The sequence below is a fragment of the Vibrio sp. 1180_3 genome (assembly GCF_029478545.1).
GTDB lineage: Bacteria > Pseudomonadota > Gammaproteobacteria > Enterobacterales > Vibrionaceae > Vibrio > Vibrio aestuarianus.
Genome location: NZ_SJFM01000025.1, coordinates 51,358 through 73,794, shown reverse-complemented (window position 1 = coordinate 73,794; position 22,437 = coordinate 51,358). Strand labels below are relative to the sequence as shown.

The window sequence follows — 22,437 nt, the reverse complement described above, 5'->3', positions numbered from 1 at the left end:
CCATTTACCTTGCTCTCGGCGTCAATATGGAAGGTCAGAAAGAACTTCTTGGGATGTGGATGTCCGAAACTGAAGGCGCGAAGTTCTGGCTCAGTGTACTTACAGAGCTTCAAAATCGGGGTGTGAATGATATCCTCATCGCTTGTGTTGATGGCCTCAAGGGCTTTCCTGATGCCATCAATGCCGTTTATCCAAAAACTCAAATCCAGCTCTGTATTGTACACATGGTACGAAACTCAATGAAATACGTTCCGTGGAAAGACTACAAGACCATTACCGCAGACTTAAAGGAAATCTATCAAGCTACGACTGAAGATGAAGCACTGTTGGCGTTAGAGCACTTTGGTGATAAATGGGATGACAAGTACCCTCAAATCAGTCGCTCATGGACGGCTCATTGGGATAATCTCAATACTCTGTTCAGCTACCCTCAAGATATCCGTAGAGCTATCTATACAACGAATGCGATTGAATCTCTGAACAGCGTGATAAGAAAAGCGACTAAGAAGCGTAAACTGTTCCCGACAGATGAATCGGCAAGAAAGGTGGTGTACCTAGCGATAATGGATGCTTCCAAGAGATGGACAATGCCAATCCATCACTGGAAACAAGCTCTAAACCGCTTTATGATTATGTTCGAAGACCGACTAACTGAATACTTATAACCAAGAGCAGTTACACAAAATTATTTACAGGGTCGCAGGAGCAGGAGCAGGATTCGTACCACCAAACTCCCAATCACTCTCATCGGAATAATCTTCACCTCGAGCCTTAATATCATACATCTCGAACTCACCTAGACCAGCTTCACCAATGACTAACGGATGTTTAACTTCAAAGTCTACGTGAATTGTATCCCCAGAAAACGGTTTGTCAGGGTGATTATCTCCTGAAAGATTACAAGAGTAACGAATGTAGAGCCCTTCACCATTTACCCACCGATATCCTGTTCTTTCTAAATCGTCTAGTTGGTCAAAACAATCAACGTTCGTAATGGCTGTTTCTGAACTTCCTGCGTCAGAATTAACAATATCTCCGATCAAGTCGGCATCCCAAAGTTCATTGATCGCTTCTTCAGCCACACTGTCTAAATCTTGGAGCTGCAATGAATACTGATCCAACGTCATTTGGATATGTTCGAACAACCAGCTTGAGTCATAATCTTCTTCATTTTCTGATTCGATTATATTATTCAAACAATCAAATAAAGTTTCCGAGTCGTACGAGAGATACTTTATCTTTTTTATGTTCTTGGCTGTGAATGATTCATCTTTGATCAATTGTTCAAAACCTTGGTAGCCGAAGGTTGCAGCTATGATTTCTGACAAATGGAATAACGAGTACCGCTTTTCATCATCATTCAAGCTATCCGAAAGAGTATTCATATATTGGTAAGCTAGAGGGAGTCGCAGAGTAAGAAGTGCATTTTCATGCTCAGCTTTCGATTTATCGAAAGCGAATGTCGCCTTCTCTGCATCTTGAAGCTTTTTAGCTTCTTTTCGAGCCAACACCTCATTGGCTAACTTCAGTTCCTTAACTTTTTCTTGTGCCTCAAGGTACTTCTCTTGAATGAGGTTCTTTCTAGCTTCTGCGGCGGCTGCAACTTCTTGCAATTTTTTAGTCTCCGCAACTGAGTTTTCGATCTCTGCACGAACTTCATCTTCCGCAACTTTGTTCTGTAAATTGGCTTTTGCTTTGGCCTTAACTAAACGACCCCTAGCATCTTCTTTATCGACATCCTGATCAACAGTCAGAGAATACCTCAAACCTGCACTGTGCTTTTGAACCTGTTGGATAGCTATATGTAAATAAGGACTTAAAAACATATAGATACTTGAGATAGCTAACGGCCACCATATTGTGCTGACGGAATTTTCATGCCCGATAGAAATCCATGCAATTGAATCTTGAAACACTGATATACGAGAGTCTACACTTTGCATTCCAAAGAAAAGCAAAACTAATTTATCCCAATTACATAGTACCCAAGACACCAAAAAGGCACCGAAAAATGGACTAGCTAAGCGACTATTGATGTTATTGGTAATCGATCCCCAAATATCTTTTATTGTTTCCGTCATATCTAAAATCCACCAATAAACGTATCAACAAACCCTTTGAACTTCTCAGTCAAGCGGCCAACAATCTTCTTACGTTGCAGTATCGTCGGTTTGGTTTGCAATGTTCCGGCGAAGTCATCTCGTAGCGGCATCTCTTCGCTAAGCTCATAACGGTTCACCAAGATCTCTAGCTTGTCAGTATCTAGGTTTTCTTCAGTTGCCATGCTCTCTAAAGCTTCGCGCTTCTCTTTTTCCCAGAAGAATTCAAACTCTTCTTCCACATCAGCGTTAGCAGGCATGCCGTCAAGATGCTCATTCATGAACTTCTCGATCAGAGCCTTCTTACTGAGTAACGTAGGGTCAGAGGCAATCAAGTTTGCGATTACCTGACGCTTACGCTCTTTCTCGTCCGTGCTCTCTTCTTCGTGCAGTTCACGTAGTAAGTGAAGAATGTAGCCAACATTGACTTCATCACGGTGCATCAACTCAAGTTCAAAATCGACGTCATCAAGTATTGATACTTTCTCTTTGGTTGAGTTCTCACGTAACTGGCGATTTAAGTCGGCATATTTGCTGGTGAAGTCCTGAAACTCTTGATCGCTCATTGCGGTCGAGTCCATATCGAAATCAGCGAAATTACCCAGCATATTTTTAAGACGCATCAACTCTCGGAACTGCCTAACAAACAGAGCCTGAGCCTCTTCATCAGGAAGGTCATCAACTGAATCAACTGTTGGTGTAATTGCCATTAACGCTTCATAAGCTTTATCAAAGTCTGCTAACAGGTCTTCAAATGGCGGTATAACAATAGATTCATTCGGCTGCTTGTTAGAGAACAACGTAAATGCATCATCTGCTGCTTTCTTCAGGTTGCGGAAACAGACCACATTACCGTGAGATTTAGTTTCATCTAACAAGCGGTTAGTTCGCGAGAATGCTTGAATGAGTCCGTGATTCTTTAGGTTCTTATCGACATATAACGTATTAAGTTTTGGCGCGTCAAAACCCGTCAAGAACATGTTTACGACAAGAAGAATGTCGATCTCTTTTGCTTTTACTCGCTTAGAGATGTTCTTGTAGTAGTTATAGAAAGATTCGCTATCTTTGGTTGTATAGCTTGTGCCGAACATCTTGTTGTAGTCGCCTATGAAAGACTCAAGCTTATCTCGGCTGTGCAGTTTTACAGCGTCTCCATCGTTAAGATACTTCGCTGCGGCTTCTTGAATCTCTACCGCATCACCACTGCCTAGCTCGTACTCTTCCTCTTCATTGGCTTCATAGCTAAAGATGGTCGCCACTTTAAGGTTGTGCCTACCTTCCGCTTTCTTCTTTGCAAGCAGTTCATAGTATTGGACCAGCTCAGGCACACCAGATACACAGAACATCGCGTTGTAGTCGCGGCTGTGCGTCTTTCTTCGGTGATGAGCAATAATGTAGTCGGTAATCTTATCAAGACGCGCAGGAGAGCTAAGAAGCTCTTTAGTGTCGATATCTTCAACTTCAATATCAAGATTGTTGTTCGAACCATCTTTGTACTGATAACGCCCCACATACTCGATGGCAAACTTCAGAACGTTATTGTCACGAATCGCATCAACAATTACATAGGGGTGCAAGCATTCACCAAAAAGGTCTTTTGTGGTTTTCTTAATGGATTTTTTTGCCACTGCGTTTTCAGCAAAGATGGGGGTACCTGTAAAGCCAAACAGCTGAGCCCCCTTGAAGAACTCGGTGATGTTCTGGTGTGTATCACCAAACTGGCTGCGGTGACACTCATCAAAGATAAAAACAATACGTTTATCTTGTAGTGCTTCCATCTCATTTAGGTAGCGCTTTTTAGTCACCACATTATTGAGTTTTTGCAGTGTCGTAACAACAAGCTTACTGTTGCGGTTCTCGTTAATCTTTTTGCCTTTAATTGGCTTATCAATTAACTGGTGAAACAGCATATTGGTATTGTCTGTACTATCTACACAGCCTTTGGCAAAGGCATTAAATTCCAACGCTGTTTGGTAATCGAGATCTTTACGGTCAACAACAAAAACAACTTTATCCACTTCACTTAATGAAGTCATAATCTGCGCTGCTTTAAAGGATGTCAGCGTTTTACCAGAACCGGTGGTATGCCATATGTAGCCATTCAAGTCGGTGGTTTTGACTTGTTTTATGATCTCTTCCACTGCGTAGAACTGATACGGACGCAGCACCATTAAGAACTTTCCTGTCTCGTTCAAGACAATGTACTTAGTAAGCATCGCTGTTAAATGCGATGTTGTTAGGAAAGCACTAGCAAAGCTAGGAAGTTGACTGATTTTCTTATTATCAAAATCCGTCCAATCAAAAGTTTGCTTAGCGGACATCTCGCTATTATTAGAGAAATACTGAGTATTAACCCCATTAGAAATCACGAAAAATTGAACATAATTAAACAGGCCGTGGTTGGCATGATAGGAGTGCTTTTGGTAGCGCTTAACTTGATTGAACGCTTCTTTTAACTCTATGCCACGTCGCTTGAGCTCGATTTGTACTAAGGGAAGACCATTTACCAATACCGTCACATCATATCGGTTGGTATAGATACCCTTCACCGTAATTTGTTGGGCAACCTGAAACTTGTTTTTACTGGCATCATCAAACAACAACGTAAGGTGTCGGCTATCACCATCATCCAAGGTAACATCTAGCTGGTCGCGTAATGTCCTCGCCTTGGTGAAAATATTGCCTTTCTCTAACTTACCCAGTACTTGGCGAAACTCAGTATCTGAAAGCGTACATTCATTCACTTTTTCAAGTTGCGTTTTTAGGTTTGACTCAAGCGCAGCATTGCCTTTAAGCGCAATAATATCAAAACCTTGAGTGCCAAGCTGAGCAATTAAGTTATCTTCTAATTGTTGTTCTGATTGATAAGCCATGTGACGATTTACTTTCCTTAGATACCGTTATGTAAAGCCCTAACGGATAGAGCTATACATAGAGAAGTTACACAAACATCTGCTGTAATAAGCCTTCTTTAAACTGCTTGCTTTTCTCTATTTGGTTTTCAATTGCTTCAATTTTAGTATCTATAGCTTGTAGGAATTGACTGATTCTCTGTTGTTCTTCTAAACAAGGAAGGTGAAGGTGCAACTCTTTAAGGTTATTAAAATATAAACGCGTTCGAGTTCCACCTTGCTTTTGCTGAATCGCGAACCGTTTGAAATCACTTCCTTCATTTAACTGAAGTTCTAAAAAATCACTATCTAAATTAATAGCTCTAAACACAGGATATTCTTTACTTACAGCTCCTCGCTCCCATTTCTTATTTAAATTAAACTTGAATATCGAATCGTCACTCATATGACGATATGTAAAGTAACCTAATGGTAACACTCCATAATGTCCGTCATTGGAAACTGAACGATTTTGAAGGTATAACCCCGTGCGAGAAGAAGTTAAAACTGGAAGTTCAGTATCGGAAGAAACTAACTCTTTGTACGGTTCTAAAAACTTACCGATAGCTTCATATGTCCACTCAGGGTAAGCATTTCCATTGCTATCCTTAAATCTTATCTTCTTACTAAATAAGCTTTGAAAAATACCTTTTCGATACTCCTTCGTTAAATTTAACTTACTTACTAACAAGCGAATTTTTTCGTCAACTGAAGCTAACATACTTCTGATTTTTGTCTGCTCAGACTTACATGGCAAGTTTATCGGGAGAGATTGTAAATCTTTTTGGTTTAATGTTTTATTTCGACCAGCCCCCCCAGGTGAAGCTAAAATAAGAAAGTGCTTCCCTCGCTTCGTTGCAAAAAAGTAGTTCAAATAACCTAAGTCATTTTCAGTTGTAGACTTATACATAGGAAATCTATGCGATGCGATCATTGAGCTTTGCTCTACATCTGTAGTTGCTACCGCTTGTTCCCAAGCAAACACTATATTTATGACTAAATGTTCTGGCTGAACCCAAAAAACCTTTTTATTACCTAATTCTTGCCCTGTAACAGCTGCTTTATAAAAAACACCTTTATTATGAGAACGAATACCTATTTGTGTATACAGTTTGTTACTTTCTACTTTCACTGGTACAGAAGTTCTTTCCGTGCATTCAGAAAATGGGGTTTCTACATATTCCCCATTGAAGCCAGGAAACCTTAATTTTGGTAGCACTAAACTCATTTTATCTCCTCACGAAGAGGAGGTAAGCCTAACTCGAGGCAAAAATCTGAAATCGATTTATCTATTATTTCAAGCTCTAATTCATTATCTCGAATCTTTTTAACTACTGATTCTAGTTGAACTTCCTCGTCATCTTCGAAGGTATCAACGTACCGAGGAATATTCAGATTGTAATTATGCTTAATAAAATCTTCTTCTGTAGCAACATACGAATACTTATCAATGAACTTACGCTTTTTTACAGCATCAAGAATCTGACTGAGATTATCTTCAGTGATTGCGTTCCCATTTGTTATCTTTTCGAAATGCTGACTAGCATCAATAAAAAGAATATTGTCTTTAGGTCTACGGTTTTTCTTAAAGACCAAAATACACGTTGGAATTTCAGTTCCAAAGAAAATATCTGTAGGTAGTCCAATAACAATATCTAAGTAGTTCTTCTCTTTGACTAAATGCTTACGAATCTGAGCTTCTGCATTTGGGCGAAATAAAACACCATGAGGGAGCATCACAGCCATTGTTCCACCATCCTCAAGTTGATGAAGCATATGTTGAACAAAAGCAAAGTCAGCCTTGCCTTTTGGGGCAAGTTTCCCATAGTCAGAAAAACGTTCATCATTAAGATGTAGAGTATTGGCCGACCAACCAGCAGAGAAGGGAGGATTAGCAACTACTGCACTGAAGCGTTGCTCGATATGCGCTGGAGCTTCTAACGTATCGTCATTTTGAATATCGAAGCGATTGTAATGAACATCATGCATGATCATGTTCATACGAGCTAAGTTATAAGTACTTGGGTTTTGCTCTTGCCCGTAGAACTTTAAGTCTGGGTTATTGGCTTCTTTGGCAACACGCAACAGCAATGAGCCAGAACCACATGTTGGGTCATAAACAGACTTTAGATTTGGGTTATCAAGTGTCACAAGCTTAGCTAGCAGCTTAGATACCATTTGTGGTGTATAAAATTCACCGGCTTTTTTACCGGCACCACTGGCGAACATGCCAATTAGATACTCATAAGCATCACCAAGAATATCAATTTCACTGTTTTCTAAGTGAAAATCGATGTTATCTAGATGCTCAAGCACTTTAGCAATCAGTTTGTTACGAGCATCTGGCGTTTTACCTAGCTTGTTTGATGTTAGATCGAGCTCATCAAACAGGCCGTTAAAGTCATCAGCACTGTCAGCGCCCATGGTGCTTTGTTCGATATCATTAAGAACATCACGCACATCATCAAGAATGAACTCACCATCAGCTCCAGCTTTCGCAACCACATGGAACAGCTCTGATGGCTTGAAGAAATAGCCTAGCTTGTCTAGTGCTTCTTCTTGAACAGCTTCTAGGTACTCTTTACCTTCTTCGCTCTTTTCATCGATTTGAGCGAACTGAATACCATCTTCAGAGAGCAATTCATTAGCGTAGCGATTTAGCTTATCTGAAAGGTATTTGTAGAAGATTAGGCCAAGGATGTAATCACGGAAGTCATCGGCAGACATGTTACCACGAAGGGTGTTGGCGATATTCCAAAGCTGTTTCTTTAGTTCTTGTTGGTGTTGTTGGTGTTGTTCAACCATGAGGTGTCCGTAATTAATGTAAGTTTTTAGATTCAAGCCACTTTAGATGATTACTTAAACCATCTAGTCCAGGGTATATAGAAAATCTATTGATACCATAGATAGATAATTGTCTTTTCAAATCGCTTCTGAGTGCATTTGGAATAACAAATTTTATCATCTGTTTTGATTTATAGGCAGCCATAAGGTTCGTATGGGCGGTAAAAAGGCCATTCTGTGCGATTATTCTTGGTGTGAGGTTATCGGGAATGTATCTCCGAACATCATTGTGCGGCTTAAGGTCTAGTGGTGACTCATATTTTTCTATATCAACCGGGTCTTTTCGGTCAACCAATACATAGATTGCTGAATCTGAATTTGTTTCTTCTTCAATAGCAAAATATAGTGCTATGAGCGGATTCTTCGACCAATCTAGAAGCCTTGTTGGTAAACCATGATGTTGTGCTAAAGCCAGCCACTCCCAGTCATTTTTTGGGGTGTATTCTAGGTGAGGCAACGCCTGCTGCTTAAATGCTTTGAAAAGCCTTTTCTCAGCTTTAATCAACTCATTTTCATCACTATAACCTAACCGCATAATCGACGGCTCAAGCTTGAAGTCACAATCCTTAATTCCGCGATATACCGTATGCTCTGCATTCAGCTTTTGCACCTCAGAGTGGTAGTGCTCGAAACTCTTCAAGGTAATGTGCTTTACCACGTCAACATAGTGGGGAATGTTTAAATTATATTCATGAGCAGCTATGTCTTCTTTAGTTATCAAAGCTGAAAACTCTTCTACTTCAAGACGATTCTCTGCTGACTCAAGAATACTGTTTAAACCATCTTCAGATAATGTTGGTATTCGCTTAGACCTATCAACCTTCTGGCTAGCATCTATAAACAAAACAGGAGCATCAGCGTTGCGGTTTTTTCTAAAAACTAAAACACAGGTCGGAATAGAAGTATAGGATAGTAAGTTCTCAGGCAAGCCAATGACCATATCTAGAAGCCCCTCATCAACCAAATACTTACGTATTTCACCTTCGGCACCTCCTCTAGATAAGGTGCCTAACGTCGTAACTACTGCCATGGTTCCAGTCACATTTAACTGATAAATCATGTGTTGAATGAAAGCAAAATCAGCAGCCTTCTTGGGAGCAAGAAACCCAGACTCAGAAAATCTGACGTCGTTCCGAAAACTTTCTCTTGCCGACCAAGGTATGCTAAATGGTGGATTAGCTACTACGGCATCAAATCGCTGATTGAGGTGATATGGTGATTCTAAAGTATCGCCATTTTTGATATCGAACCGGCTACACGGAATACCATGTATAAGCATGTTCATGCGAGCTAAGTTATAAGTATTTGAGTTCAGCTCTTGCCCATAAAACTTTAAGTTTGGGTTGTTTGTTTCTTTCGCTACACGCAGTAACAAAGAGCCGGAACCGCAAGTTGGATCATATACTGATTCTATGTCTGGATTATCAAGGGTTACTAATTTAGCCAGTAACTTAGAGACCATTTGTGGTGTATAGAACTCACCAGTTTTTTTGCCCGTACTACTGGCAAGCATACCGATTAGGTATTCATAGGTATCCCCAAGAATATAAACTTCATTGTTGTCCAAATGGAAATCGATACCATCTAATCGCTCAAGTACTTGGGCAATCAGCTTGTTACGAGCATCTGCCGTTTTGCCTAACTTGTTAGAGGTGAAGTCTAGTTCTTCGAACAGACCCTTGAAGTCATCAACACAACCTGAACCCATGGTACTTTGTTCGATGTCATAAAGAACATCATGCACAACATCAAGAATGAACTCACCGTTAGCTCCCGCTTTAGCAAGCACATGAAACAGCCCCGACGGCTTAAAGAAATAACCTAGCGTGTTTAAAGCTTCTTCTTTAATCGCTTCTAAATACTCTTGCCCCTCTTCACTCACTTCATCAATTTGAGCGAATTGGATACCGTCCTCCAAAAGCAATTCATTAGCGTAGCGATTTAGCTTATCTGATAGATATTTGTAGAAGATTAGGCCTCGGAGATAGCCGAGAAAATCGTCTGCTAACATGCTGCCACGAAGGGTGTTGGCTATATTCCAAAGCTGCTTATTTAATTCTTGCTGACGTGGTTCAACCATGATTTTTCAGTTACGTATCGTTTAGTTGGCGGCATTGTAACTGAAATGAGCATTGAACTAGAGTGCATAGATCATTTTTAAACTACGAAGTGGCTAGAAAGGCTGAGATTACGCGCTGCTTAAAAGCTCCCAATTGAAGATCACCGAGTGCACTAAGAGATCCGGCTGAGTTAAGTTCGGTACTGATAGCGCTACTCCAAACCAACTTTGAGTTCACTTCTGCTCGTTCTTCTAAGAGACCATGACCAGTTAGGCAGGTACGTTGAGATTCTGACTCAAACTCTATCAATCTCTCTATTTTCGCAAACATACAAGAGTCAGGAATGTCTTGCTCAATACGCTCTGAAAACTCTATAAGGTTTTGCTCTGCAAAAGTGTATAGCCACGCTTGTTGGTTTATGCCGCTATTTACCCTAAGGATGCGTCCAAGCACTTGTCTAAAATAGAGCTCAGTTTTGACAGAGCTCATATGACAACAAACTTGAAGTCTAGGAATATCTGTACCTTCACTGATCATTCCAACACTGACAATCCATTGAGCACCGCTTTGACGATAACGTTCTATTTCAGCTAACGGATCTTCATGGCGATAAGTAACGATTGATGCAGATTGAGAGTACTTTTGAGAGAGTATCTTTTGGATTGTTTGAGCGTGCTGAACAGAAGAGGCTACGACTAACCCTCCAGCATTGGGGGATTGAGTTCGAATTTCCGCAAGCTTCTTACAGCCGAGCCCAAGTAAATACTCCATCGCATCCTGATTATGTATAACACTTTGATATGAGGTTTTGGTCTGCTTAAGCATTTCTAAGATTGAAGAAAACGATTCAACTTTCTCATCACTGGTCACTGAAAGATGTTCGTTATCAACCAACACCAACTTTGGAGATCGGCAAACCTTATCGACAATTGCTTGCTGTAAGGTGTATTGATAATCAACGAGGATTTGACCTTCAGGGTCACTATATTCAGACATAACTATTGGTAGAGAGTCTGAACGCCATGGAGTACCAGACATAGCAAGTGTGTAGGTCGCGAGCCCTTGAACCTTCGTAAGTACTTGCTGACCCCAAACGTTCGAATTTTCAAGTTCAGACCCAGAGCAATGGTGGATCTCATCAAATACAACAAATACTCGATGGTTACGTAACGCCTTCCAAAAATCATCATTAAGGAATTGAATAGATTGGTATGTTAGTGACTGCCCAATAGAGCCCAAGCCCCCATTAAAAGTGCAGTTCAGTATTTGGGAAAAGGTCCTTTTGATTCCATCAGAAACCGTTAAAGATGGAGAAAAACACAATACAAGGTCGACCATATCATTGTTAAGCAACCTTGATGCAACTGTTGCCGCGAGCACCGTTTTACCAGCGCCAGGAGTTGCTTGGCAGAAGAAGTGTTGTTGATTTTCCCTAAATTTCTGTAACGCTTTTTCAGAACATTCGACCTGCCACTGTCTTAACACGGTTGATCGCCCTCTGAGAGAGTTTTCAAGACATTCTCTAATCCATTCATCTTTCCAAGCAACTGCGCTGAACGTTCTCTTGCTTGCTGTAACAGTGGAACTAACCGGCTCTCAAGTTCAGGGAAGCGACATTTTAATGAATGGTATTCATCTATTTCACCAAGCACGATCTCCAATTCACCTTTGTATTCGTTGCTCTCGCGAAGTAAAACAGAGTAATCCGGTGCGCTCTCTTTGATTAAAGTTTCACGTTTCGCTTTTTTTCGAGGTGCAACATCGAGATCTTTAAATACTTTCGTTTGAAAGTACCTTTTTCTCCTTCCTTCACCTTCGCTTCGTAACCAATTTCGTTTCTGGTATTGCCATATTTGACGATAAACTCGTTTCCGCGCTTCATCAGGATTTTGTGCCGCTTCTTTAAGGTTTATTAAAGCATCCCTCATTTCCATAACCGAAAAACCATCCATTCTTTTTTCAATCAACAGCTTATGCATTACTGCACTGATTTTTGTAGAACGTTTCATGTACTGCTTATACCAATCAAAATACTAAGGATTGCTTAGTATACAGAAATCAGTAAAACTAAGAAAATCTTAGTCATATAGAGCCAATTAGTATGAATTATAAATGTCGATCGACAACCCTATTCCAGTGCGGCTCAAAGAGGTGCGCAAAAAAGCCAAGATCTCCCAAAAAGAATTGGGAATGCGTATTGGCATCGATGAAAGTTCGGCTAGTGCGCGAATGAATCAATATGAGAAAGGAAAGCATACGCCAGATATCAGTACATTGAAGAAAATGGCTGACGAGCTGGGTGTACCTTTAAATTATTTCTTTTGTGAGGATGATGATTTGGCAGAGTTAGCTGTTTTGATATACAAGCTCCCTGCTCAAGACAAGAAGGCTCTTCTAGAGTCGTTAAAGATGAAAATTAAGGAGAATTAACTCTCTTCGCTTTCCAACAATATTCCCCATTACCCACATCTCACATTTCGATACAAAATGAGTAACATATAGGTACCACTGGTATTATATTCAACAAATTCAATATTAAATATATTTAAGCTATGGTAGTTAAAGGCATTGATGAAAGCGTTCTTCATGAAGAGCATCTAAATGGAAGTTACTCAGACTCTGAAATAGTTATTGGGCTGGTAGGAGCTGTAGGTACTGAACTAACGGCAATAAAACAGATAATTACAGAGCGTCTTGAGACGTTTAATTATTCTTTTGAAGAAATTCGAATATCACAAGATATCATCAGCTTGTTTGAGGATGTACCTGATGATTTAAGTAATAATGACAAAGCCCACACTTTGATGTCTGCTGGTAACACTATTCGCAAAAAAAGTGGTGATAATTCAATTCTTGCTCTCGCGGCCGCATCGCAAATTAATTTTATAAGGGAGCAACGCTCTACAAGTCAAGACTCAGCACCGTTAAAACGCAAAGCTTTCATTATAAGCTCCCTAAAACACCCTGAAGAAGTACAGAAACTTCGCACAATCTATTCTAGAGGCTTTTACTTGATAGGTATTCACTCAAGTGAAAGCCGCAGGCGTGACTTCTTGATGGCAAACAAAAATATGTCTGAAGATGAAGCAAACCTCCTAATTGAGAGGGACGCTGATGAATCAGATAAACATGGACAGCATACAAGGGACACCTATCATCTATCTGATTTTTTCATAGATTACGGCTCCAATAGACATAAAGCACAATATGACATTTGGAGAACCATTGACCTTATGTTTGGTAAACCCTTTGTAACTCCGACATTTGACGAATTTGCTATGTTCATGGCTTTCTCTTCTTCTTTAAGATCTGCAGATCTTTCTCGTCAAGTAGGTGCTGTTATGACTAAAAATAAAAACATAATTGCTACTGGCGCTAATGATATTCCTCAAGCCGGAGGGGGCTTGTACTGGCCAGAATATGATTCCAAAGGTGAAAGGATCGTCGACAAAGAAGGAGGTCGAGACTGGAAAAGGGGCTATGATTCAAACGCTCACGAAAAGAAGATGATCATAAATGACATACTCGATACCTTACCTGACGATGAACATAAAGAGCCTCTAAGAAAGTTACTTAGCACCTCAAGAATAAAAGATATTACAGAGTATGGCCGTGTAGTTCATGCTGAAATGGAAGCAATATTAGCTTGTGCCAGAAGTGATATAAGCACGAAGGATGCGGAACTCTACTGTACGACTTTCCCTTGCCATAACTGTGCAAAACACATTGTCGCATCAGGAATTAAGAGAGTTGTCTATGTTGAGCCGTATCCAAAAAGTAAAGCATTAGACTTTCATTCTGACTCAATAACACTAGAATTAAATAGTAAAGAAGGTGTAAGATTCGAGCCCTTCGTCGGAGTTGGCCCTAGATCATTTTACGATCTTTTTTCTACAAATTTAGGGGCTGGCTACCCAATCAAAAGAAAAGACCCTAACGGGGATGCAATTAACTGGAAAGAGAGTGATGCCGTCTTGCGCATGCAGATGCTATCAACTTCTTACATTGAAAGAGAAACAGCCGCCGCCTCTGCGGTGAGTGATTACCGGAGTAAATACAATGAGTCCGAATAGAACATTAGTTGCACATCTAAGCAAATCTAAAAGTCGAGTCGAGTCTTGGCCGGCTTGGAAGCAGGAACAATCTGGAACTAAAGTAAAACTGTCAAACTCATCCGCATCCCAACAAAATAAGAGCACAACCAAAGAATCTGCTGTAGCGTGCTAATCGTTTCCTTGATACAGCGAAAGTCTGGAAAATTCAATTTCCAGACTTTTTTATTTCCGATTTTTATTCAAAATTTTTAAGATTTCTGGAAAACCTTATCAAAGCTTATACTGTAAATGTTTCCAGATATTTTCCAGATAAGGATGTAAAGGGTATTCAATTACTATGAGGTAACCCTTTGTATTAATTTAAAAATCCCGCGAAATGCGGGATTTTTAGTTAAATGCTACTTCACACAAATAACATTGAGTAGCGATGAGCCTTTGAGCTGACTGACCTTACCACTAGTAAATAATCCCTTTTTACCCCATCCCCAATATGGAAGATGCATTGGCCATTGATCACTTTTCATCAGTTTTGAATCAAGCAGACGCTGCCACTCTTCTTCAGTAGCCAAACGCATGTTGAGTGTGGCACAGGTTTTTTCTGCCGAATCATAACTTAAACGATTCCAAGCTAACCCATGTTCCATATAAAACTGATCATCACCAGAGGTGATATGCGGCACTTGGTATTCAATGCCATTGGTTGTAGCGCTCAAGCGAATAGTCATATTGCTAGCCGCTGTCGCTTGAGCTTTAGGAACTTCCGCTAATGTTTTCGGCTGTGCTTTGGGTTTAGCCTGAGGCTTTTTAGTGGCAACAGGTGCTGGCGCTTTCGGTTTTTGTACTGAAGCCGCAGCCTGACCATTGCTTCTTTGCACTTCACGAATAAACGCTTCTTTGTATCCAGGTACTTTTTGTATTAACGGTAGCTCTTTCTGTGCTTGCGCATAGTCAGTATAAGGGCCAATCAAACAGCGATAGGTATTAGCTTCTGGTTTAAGCCAAACGTCGGTAGAGATATGTGCATAAAACAATTTAGCTTTTTGTAGCGGTAAAGGCTTACTCAATACTCCGCATTGAATCCAAAAATTTGAAGACTGACTTTTGGGCTTTTTTTTGCCCCATAGCCCTTGACCAATGGGACATGCCTTATCCAAAACCGGCAATTGATTGGTCGATGCTTGTGTTGCATCACAGAGAAAATCTTCCGCCCATACGGGTTGGAAAAAGGCAGGAAGAGCCAATAGTGTCAAACTCGAAACGGTGCGAAGCATATTTTTCAGCATCAGACCCATACTCATATCCATATTATTTGTTAATTATAGTAACAACATTGCTCGTTCAATGTTCAACATCTTCATACCATACCCTAACTATTTGAAACTTCTGTGAGATAGCAAACGAATGAAAATTAACTCGTCAAAATAATGCTAGCAAATAGCGCGAGTACAAAAATCATGCAAAAAAAGAGCCGCATTATTCTGCAGCTCTTAGTGTAGGTATCTTTTGATCAAAAAATCAATGAATTCACATCACCCTTTATAGATCTTAGGGTTGAACACATCGCGTAACCAGTCACCCAGTAAATTGATAACCAAAACCAACGTGACCAACACAAAACCTGGGAATGCAGTAATCCACCACGCGCCAGAGAATATGTAGTTAAAACCAATACTGATCAGCGCACCAAGTGACGGTTGGTCGACCGGCAAACCTAAACCAAGGAAAGAAAGTGCCGCCTCAGACATGATGGCGTTGGCAATTTGTACCGTAGAGATAACCAAAATTGGCGACAAACAGTTCGGTAGAATATGACGGAACATAATGCGTGGTGCTTTAAAGCCCATCACACGAGCGGCTTCCACATACTCTTTCTTCTTCTCTGCCAATACAGAGGCTCGAATGGTACGTGCATATTGCGGCCATTCTGCAACGCCAATAATCACTACCAACATTACCACTGCATATTGGCTGTAGAACTCGCTGCCAAAACTGGCTTTAAAAATAGCCGAAACAATGATCGCCACCATCATGGTCGAAAATGACAACTGAACATCAGCAAAACGCATCAAAAAGCTATCAATACGGCCACCAAAATAACCGGCAGAAAGACCAATCACAATCCCCAGAATTAACTGTAAACCAACCGCAAGAAAGCCAATCGTCAATGATAAACGAGAGCCATAAAGCATGGTTGAGAATATGTCGCGACCTTGCTCATCAGTACCCAAAATAAAGCGTTCTTCTCCACCATCCATCCATGATGGTGGTAATTCAGCATCCATAATATCAATCGATGACAGATCGTACGGGTTGCTTGGCGCAATTAATGGTGCCGCGATAGACAGAGTTAAGAACATCAGGAAGATGGCAAAACTGGTCATCGCAACTTTATCGCGCAAGAAATGATAAAGAAAATCAGACTGTTTGAAACGCTCCCAACGAGATGGAGCAGCAGCAAATTGGCTCATGGTTAAGCTCCTTTTCCAGTTAGGTTAACGGTTGGGTTAATAAGCCCATATAACAGGTCAACAATGGTATTGGTCACCACGAAAATCAAACCCACAAAAATAACGTAGGCGGTGATCAACGGAGTATCGACACGGTTGATGGCTTCAAGGAAAAGAAAGCCTGTACCCGGCCACTGGAAAACAGTTTCGGTTAAAATGGTGTACGCCACCATAGTACCGATTTGGACACCACCTACTGTTAATACTGGTAGCATGGTGTTCTTCAACGCATGTTGATAATAAATTTTGTTCAATGCCAAGCCTTTTGCTTTGGCAAATTTAATGTATTCAGAACTCAATACCTCTAGCATTTCAGAACGCACCAAACGGATAAACAGCGGTAGCATGATCGATGCCAGTGATACACACGGCAAAACAAGGTGCGCTAACCCATCAAGAGTGAAAAAGCCTGACTCCCAACCTAACCAGTTAGCGGTTTCGCCACGCCCGTAAGAAGGCAGCCAGCCCAAGGCGATAGAAAATACATACATCAACATAATCGCGGTCAAAAACACGGGGATGGAAATACCGATACTACTGCCGGCCATCACGACCTTAGTAAAGAAGCTCTTAGGATGAATGGCGGTATACACACCCAAAGGAATCGAGCAAACAATGATGATGATGGTTGCACCTAGCACGAGCTCTAGCGTGGCAACTAACTTGTCTAAAATCACGTCAACGGCTGGACGTTTGAAAAAATAAGATGTGCCTAAGTCACCTTGAACGGCAGCGGTAATAAAACGAGTGTATTTGGTAACGAAAGGATCATTGAGGCCCAGTTCGTCACGCAGTGCTTGACGCTCGGCTTCTGAAACAGATTGCCCAACAAGCTCACGCAACGGATCGCCCAGGTTATCCTGAATGGCAAACGCCACTAAACTGATCACAAACATCACTATCAGTGCCTGAAACAGGCGCTTGACCAGAAACGAAAACATTCCTTGCCCCTTAACTATCCATGATGGTTCTTTTTAAAATTTAATAACTTTAATAGGAACGGAGAAATTCAGTCTCAAAAATGGCACCTAACCCGACTGAAACAAAGCTAAGTACCTAAATCTTAATAAGGCATCCAACTGCGGATGCCTTGAATGGCTTAAGTGCCGCTACCGAAGTAACGGCATTGCTTAAGTAATTATTCGCTTACGACGAGGTCACCGAAGTAAGGGAATTCCATCGCGTTAACAATTGGTTTGATATCCAGTGTAGATTTCGCACCCCACGCTAGGTTCTGCCAATGTAGAGGAACAAATGCTGCATCGTTGTATAGCGTTGTTTCTACTTTTTGTAGCATCGCAGCACGTTTTGCAGGATCAGTTTCTACGTTTGATGCTTCAACTAACTTGTCAACTTCAGGGTTTGAGTAGTGACCACAGTTGTACTGACCTTTACCTGTCTCTTCGTTACGAGTCATGGTTAGGAATTCAGAGAAGTTCGCTGAATCTTCAGTATCTGAGTGCCAACCGATCATCAACATATCTGCTGCACATTTATCAAACTCTGGCCAGTATTGTGCTTTTGGCATGGTTTTTAGATCAACTTTAATGCCGATCTTAGACAGCATAGCTGCTGCCGCTTGCGCTACTTTCGCATCATTCACGTAACGGTTGTTAGGAGCGATCATTGTCAGTGTGAAGCCTTTTTCGTAACCGGCTTCTTTCATCAACGCTTTCGCTTTTTTCAGATCGTAACGTGGAACAAGGTTGGCATCATAACCTGCATAGCCTGAAGGGCCTTGTTGACCAGCCGCTGTTGCAAAACCTTTCATGATCTTATCAACAATACCTTCATTGTTAATCGCATGAACGATCGCTTGACGTACTCGTACATCTTTCAGTGCTTCATTGCTATTTTGGTTCATTTGGAAAGTAATGATACGTGTACCAGGTAAGGTCACTAGATCAATACCTTTCGCTTGCTCAACACGTTTGTGGTCATTCGGTGCAACTGGTGCAATCATATCAACATCGCCAGAAAGCAGCGCTGCAACACGTGTTGCATCTTCTTTAATTGGCACCAACGTTAACTTATCAACGTTACCTTTAGATGCTTTATCCCAGTAATCATTGAAGCGTGCAAATTCAACTTTTACGCCTTGCTCACGCGAAGTTACGATAAATGGACCCGTACCTGAAACATGAGTTGAAGCGAAAGAGTTACCATGTTTCACCACTTCAGACTTATCTTTACCGTCGTCCGTTTTGCCTGAATAGAACTTGCTATCCATTGGGAAAATGTAAGTCGCCGTTTGCAGAACCAATGGGTAAGCACCTTTCGATACGATTTCGACGGTGTAATCGTCTACTTTTACCATTTTCTCATAAGGTTCAAAGATAGCTTTGAAGTCAGGAGAGTTTTGTAGTCGCTCAAACGTCCATACCACGTCGTCTGCCGTTAGTTCGTTACCAGAGTGGAACTTAACACCTTTACGTAGGTTAAAGCGGAAGGTTGTTTCATCAACACGCTCCCATTTTTCAGCAAGGCGAGGTTCAAAATCAAATGTCTGGGTGTAACGAACTAGAGGATCAAACACCATGTGAGACATTTGCAGTGTGCCGCCAGATAGCTGCTCATGCGGGTCAAGTGACACTGGGTCAGCATCGTAAGCGACAGTAATATCTGCCGCGCTTGCTGCAAAGCTCAAACCTGCAGCCATTAAAGCCACTGCTAATTTGCTTTTCATGGTTTTCATTGCATAACTCCTTATGCGGGAATCCAAATCCCTAGTTGTTGTATTTGCTTCTGTTTATTAATCCCAAGCAAGCTTGGTGGTTATATATCAGTTAGTCATTATTGCGGCTTATGCCGTTACTACATCTTCTCTTAAACCTGTAAATTCAGGCATTAAAGAAATCAAATGCTGGCTATATTCATGCTGTGGTGAAGTAAACAATTGCTCGGTAGGAGCAACTTCCAGCAAGGTTCCCATTTGCATCACCCCTACGCGGTCGCACATCTGGCGAATAACCGGTAAATCATGGCTGATAAACAACATGGTTAAATTCAACTCATCTTGAAGATCTTTCAGTAGGTTGAGAATTTGTGCTTGTACCGAAACATCCAATGCTGAGGTTGGTTCATCACAAATCAATAGACGAGGACGAGTAGCCAAGGCACGAGCAATAGAAATACGCTGACGCTGGCCACCAGAAAACTCATGTGGGTATTTCACCCCTGCCATTTTACCAAGACCAACATGCTCTAGAAGATCATTAACAATTTGGCGTGTTTCTGATTCGCTGTTGGTTAATTTATGAAAACGGATTGGTTCTGCGATGATATCGAAGATTTTCATGCGCGGGTTCATCGACGTATATGGGTTTTGGAAAACCATCTGCATTTGTCGGCGCATTGGGCGACGTTCTTTTTCCGATTTAAGACCCGTCAAATCAATACCTTCAAAACACACTTTGCCAGAATTCGGTGCGTACAGTCCGGCAATGACTCGCGCGATCGTCGATTTACCAGAGCCAGACTCCCCGACCAAACCAAATGTTTCACCTTCAAATACATCAAAACTGACATTATTCGAGGCTTGCACGTATTCACGACGACTTTCAAATAGCGAATCTTTGGTAGTAAAACGAAGATTGACGTTTTCAACAGTCAGCAGTGGACCTGTGTATTGACGATTGTCCTGACTTTGACCTAGCCAGTGGTTTTTCACATCTAACGGCTTTAGCTCACTAGCTTCTTCGATATAACTTACCAGTGGGAAACGGTCGAGTTTCTTATCTGAACGTGGCACCGCAGAAATCAAGCTGCGAGTGTATGAGTGATCAGGCGCGCCCAACACTTTAGCGGTTGGGCCAAATTCAACTAAGTCACCACGATACATTACCGCAACTCGGTCTGTAACATTAGACACAACGCCCATGTCGTGGGTAACCAACATACAACCCACGTTGTTCTTTATGCAAAGATCGCGGATTAGGCTTAGAATTTGGTCTTGAATCGAAACATCTAGTGCTGTGGTTGGCTCATCGGCAATGATGAGATCAGGTTCGCCAGCAAGCGCAATAGCAATAACCACACGCTGACGCATACCACCAGAAAATTGGTGCGGATACTGCTTCAAACGGTTTTCAGGTTGAGGAATACCAACCTGATTCATTAATGAAAGCGCTCGTTGGTAAGCTTCTTCTTCGCTAACCTTCATGTTAGCGTGAATCGTTTCAGTGAGTTGGTGTTCAACCGTGAAAAGAGGGTTTAATGATGTCATCGGATCTTGGAAGATGAAACCGATTTTAGAACCGCGTACACTGCGCATCTGCTCAGGAGATAAGCCCGATATTTTTTCGCCATCGAGGAATACCTCACCACTGGCGATCAGGCCAGGAGGGCTCAATAAATCGATAACAGCGTTACCTACGGTTGATTTCCCAGCGCCAGATTCACCGACCACACCAACAATTTCACCTCGTTCAATATTGAACGACAGTGATTTTACTGCAGCATGCACACCATGACGTGACGGATATTCTATACGCAGGTTTTTAACTTCTAAAAGTGACATCCCAGACCTCTACGGCTTTGGCAATATTCTGCCCTGTCTGCAACTAACTCAAACCAAATTAGGCTCAAAGTCAGTCAAATTGAATCCATTCTTACCAGTACAATATTCTGGTAATTTATAAGCCCATCAATTTGGCAAATATTTCACAGAAAAGCAACATCCATAGGATAAAAAATCGATATCGCCTAAAAGCAAAGCAGTAAAATCGTATTTTTATGCATGACATATGCATGAAGCATTGGTCTTACCAATATTCTGGCACGTCATTAATCACCTTTAAATATAGCCTTAATCGCTACAAAATTGCCTACCATCGATATATTCTAAAAAAAACACCAGAATAAAATCTCAAACTATTTTACGGCAAAAAACGCAACATAACAGAAACAAAAACTAGATTTTCAAACCGAATGCCAAACTAAAAACCACCATACAGCATAAATGGCAGTTGATTAGACTAAGTTTAAATTTGAGATTTACGGATAAGAAAATAATAATCTACTGCCATAATGAGTAAAAAATCAATAGCGGTATTCGTACGTTAAAATTGAGGTAAGAAGTCAAACACAGATGCAAAAAGCACAGATGTAAAAAAGCCCCAGTCTTTCGACTGAGGCTTCTTATAGTGGTCGGTGAAGAGGGATTCGAACCCCCGACCCTCTGGTCCCAAACCAGATGCGCTACCAAGCTGCGCTATTCACCGAAAATCAATGGGGTGGCTAACGAGATTCGAACTCGCGACCACCGGAATCACAATCCAGGGCTCTACCAACTGAGCTATAGCCACCACTAATTTTTTATATAACCGCTATTGCGATTATTGAAATAGTGGTCGGTGAAGAGGGATTCGAACCCCCGACCCTCTGGTCCCAAACCAGATGCGCTACCAAGCTGCGCTATTCACCGACGAATTTTATTTCGATTCTTGGGATGTTGCTTGAATCAAAACTGGAAACTTTCATTCACTAAGTAAATGGAGTTACCTAAATAATGGGGTGGCTAACGAGATTCGAACTCGCGACCACCGGAATCACAATCCAGGGCTCTACCAACTGAGCTATAGCCACCACTATTTTTGCCAATTTGCCACTTACTTAGTAAGCGTCCGGATGGCGCGCCCGAAAGGATTCGAACCTTCGACCTTTGGCTCCGGAGGCCAACGCTCTATCCAGCTGAGCTACGGGCGCATGCCCTATCGGCGGAGTGGAATAATACGTAGTTCACACTAGGGCGTCTAGTATTTTTTCAACTTTTTTTATCGTTTGGCGGCTTTTTCAGCAGATAATAACCATTATCTATACATTACAGATGTGACTCACCCCTTGAAGATCGCAACTTGTTGTTTATTGCAACAACTTCTCAGGATATAATCACCCAATATTTACATTGATTTAACAGGTTTTATCACTTTTAAATCAACCACACTCTAAGTATAAAAATAGGTAAACGTGAATTTACCTCT

General features: G+C 41.2%; 15 protein-coding genes and 5 tRNA genes. 3 read left to right on the top strand and 17 right to left on the bottom strand.

What is annotated here, in order from left to right; all coding sequences use genetic code 11:
• Positions 1-665: IS256 family transposase (locus EYW48_RS15155; RefSeq protein ID WP_277432632.1), on the top strand; the 665-nt coding region annotated here is incomplete at its 5' end.
• A gap of 24 nt (positions 666-689) precedes the next feature.
• Here EYW48_RS15155 and EYW48_RS15150 read toward each other — a convergent pair.
• The 7 genes from EYW48_RS15150 to EYW48_RS15120 all read right to left on the bottom strand — a co-directional run bounded on the left by EYW48_RS15150 (position 690) and on the right by EYW48_RS15120 (position 11,903).
• Positions 690-2,081, bottom strand: a complete 1,392-nt coding sequence (locus EYW48_RS15150; RefSeq protein WP_277432631.1) for a hypothetical protein — start codon at positions 2,079-2,081, stop codon at positions 690-692.
• A gap of 2 nt (positions 2,082-2,083) precedes the next feature.
• Positions 2,084-4,972, bottom strand: a complete 2,889-nt coding sequence (locus EYW48_RS15145; protein ID WP_277432630.1) for a type I restriction endonuclease subunit R — start codon at positions 4,970-4,972, stop codon at positions 2,084-2,086.
• A 67-nt stretch (positions 4,973-5,039) separates the two neighbouring features.
• Complete coding sequence (locus EYW48_RS15140; protein ID WP_277432629.1) at positions 5,040-6,218, bottom strand: restriction endonuclease subunit S; 1,179 nt, start codon at positions 6,216-6,218, stop codon at positions 5,040-5,042.
• Complete coding sequence (locus tag EYW48_RS15135; protein WP_277432628.1) at positions 6,215-7,795, bottom strand: type I restriction-modification system subunit M; 1,581 nt, start codon at positions 7,793-7,795, stop codon at positions 6,215-6,217. The genes EYW48_RS15140 and EYW48_RS15135 overlap by 4 nt, the downstream gene beginning before the upstream one ends.
• A 13-nt stretch (positions 7,796-7,808) precedes the next feature.
• Positions 7,809-9,914: a type I restriction-modification system subunit M gene (locus tag EYW48_RS15130; RefSeq protein ID WP_277432627.1), complete on the bottom strand. Its 2,106-nt coding sequence runs from the start codon at positions 9,912-9,914 to the stop codon at positions 7,809-7,811.
• An 82-nt stretch (positions 9,915-9,996) separates the two neighbouring features.
• Positions 9,997-11,379 carry a DEAD/DEAH box helicase family protein gene (locus tag EYW48_RS15125; protein ID WP_277432626.1) on the bottom strand — a complete coding sequence of 461 codons (1,383 nt, stop codon included), beginning with the start codon at positions 11,377-11,379 and terminating at the stop codon, positions 9,997-9,999.
• Positions 11,373-11,903, bottom strand: a complete 531-nt coding sequence (locus EYW48_RS15120) for a hypothetical protein (RefSeq protein ID WP_194638805.1) — start codon at positions 11,901-11,903, stop codon at positions 11,373-11,375. The genes EYW48_RS15125 and EYW48_RS15120 overlap by 7 nt, the downstream gene beginning before the upstream one ends.
• Positions 11,904-12,006: 103 nt before the next feature.
• Here EYW48_RS15120 and EYW48_RS15115 point away from each other — a divergent pair, with 103 nt between their 5' ends.
• On the top strand, positions 12,007-12,324 hold the full coding sequence (locus EYW48_RS15115; protein ID WP_194638804.1) for a helix-turn-helix transcriptional regulator: 318 nt from the start codon (positions 12,007-12,009) through the stop codon (positions 12,322-12,324).
• A gap of 122 nt (positions 12,325-12,446) precedes the next feature.
• Entirely contained in the window at positions 12,447-13,967 is a 1,521-nt protein-coding gene (locus tag EYW48_RS15110) for an anti-phage dCTP deaminase (protein WP_194638803.1), read from the top strand.
• A 380-nt stretch (positions 13,968-14,347) separates the two neighbouring features.
• On the opposite strand, the gene EYW48_RS15105 is transcribed toward EYW48_RS15110, so the two are convergent.
• From EYW48_RS15105 to EYW48_RS15060, 10 genes are all read right to left on the bottom strand, one after another.
• A complete protein-coding gene (locus EYW48_RS15105) occupies positions 14,348-15,241 on the bottom strand; it encodes an SPOR domain-containing protein (RefSeq protein ID WP_274676866.1) in 894 nt (297 codons plus the stop codon).
• A gap of 237 nt (positions 15,242-15,478) precedes the next feature.
• On the bottom strand, positions 15,479-16,417 hold the full coding sequence (locus tag EYW48_RS15100) for an ABC transporter permease (RefSeq protein WP_053309745.1): 939 nt from the start codon (positions 16,415-16,417) through the stop codon (positions 15,479-15,481).
• 2 nt (positions 16,418-16,419) lie between these two features.
• Positions 16,420-17,397: an ABC transporter permease gene (locus EYW48_RS15095; protein WP_053309746.1), complete on the bottom strand. Its 978-nt coding sequence runs from the start codon at positions 17,395-17,397 to the stop codon at positions 16,420-16,422.
• A gap of 197 nt (positions 17,398-17,594) precedes the next feature.
• Positions 17,595-19,151 carry an ABC transporter substrate-binding protein gene (locus EYW48_RS15090; protein ID WP_277432625.1) on the bottom strand — a complete coding sequence of 519 codons (1,557 nt, stop codon included), beginning with the start codon at positions 19,149-19,151 and terminating at the stop codon, positions 17,595-17,597.
• A 108-nt stretch (positions 19,152-19,259) separates the two neighbouring features.
• Positions 19,260-20,975 (bottom strand): ABC transporter ATP-binding protein, encoded by a 1,716-nt coding sequence (locus EYW48_RS15085; protein ID WP_053309748.1) that lies wholly within the window; start codon positions 20,973-20,975, stop codon positions 19,260-19,262.
• Between the two features lie 626 nt (positions 20,976-21,601).
• Positions 21,602-21,678: transfer RNA gene (locus EYW48_RS15080), tRNA-Pro, on the bottom strand.
• A gap of 8 nt (positions 21,679-21,686) precedes the next feature.
• Positions 21,687-21,762 (bottom strand) — tRNA-His (locus EYW48_RS15075).
• A 42-nt stretch (positions 21,763-21,804) separates the two neighbouring features.
• Positions 21,805-21,881 (bottom strand) — tRNA-Pro (locus tag EYW48_RS15070).
• A gap of 85 nt (positions 21,882-21,966) precedes the next feature.
• Positions 21,967-22,042, bottom strand: a tRNA-His gene (locus tag EYW48_RS15065).
• Between the two features lie 43 nt (positions 22,043-22,085).
• Positions 22,086-22,162, bottom strand: a tRNA-Arg gene (locus EYW48_RS15060).
• Positions 22,163-22,437 lie beyond the last annotated feature (275 nt).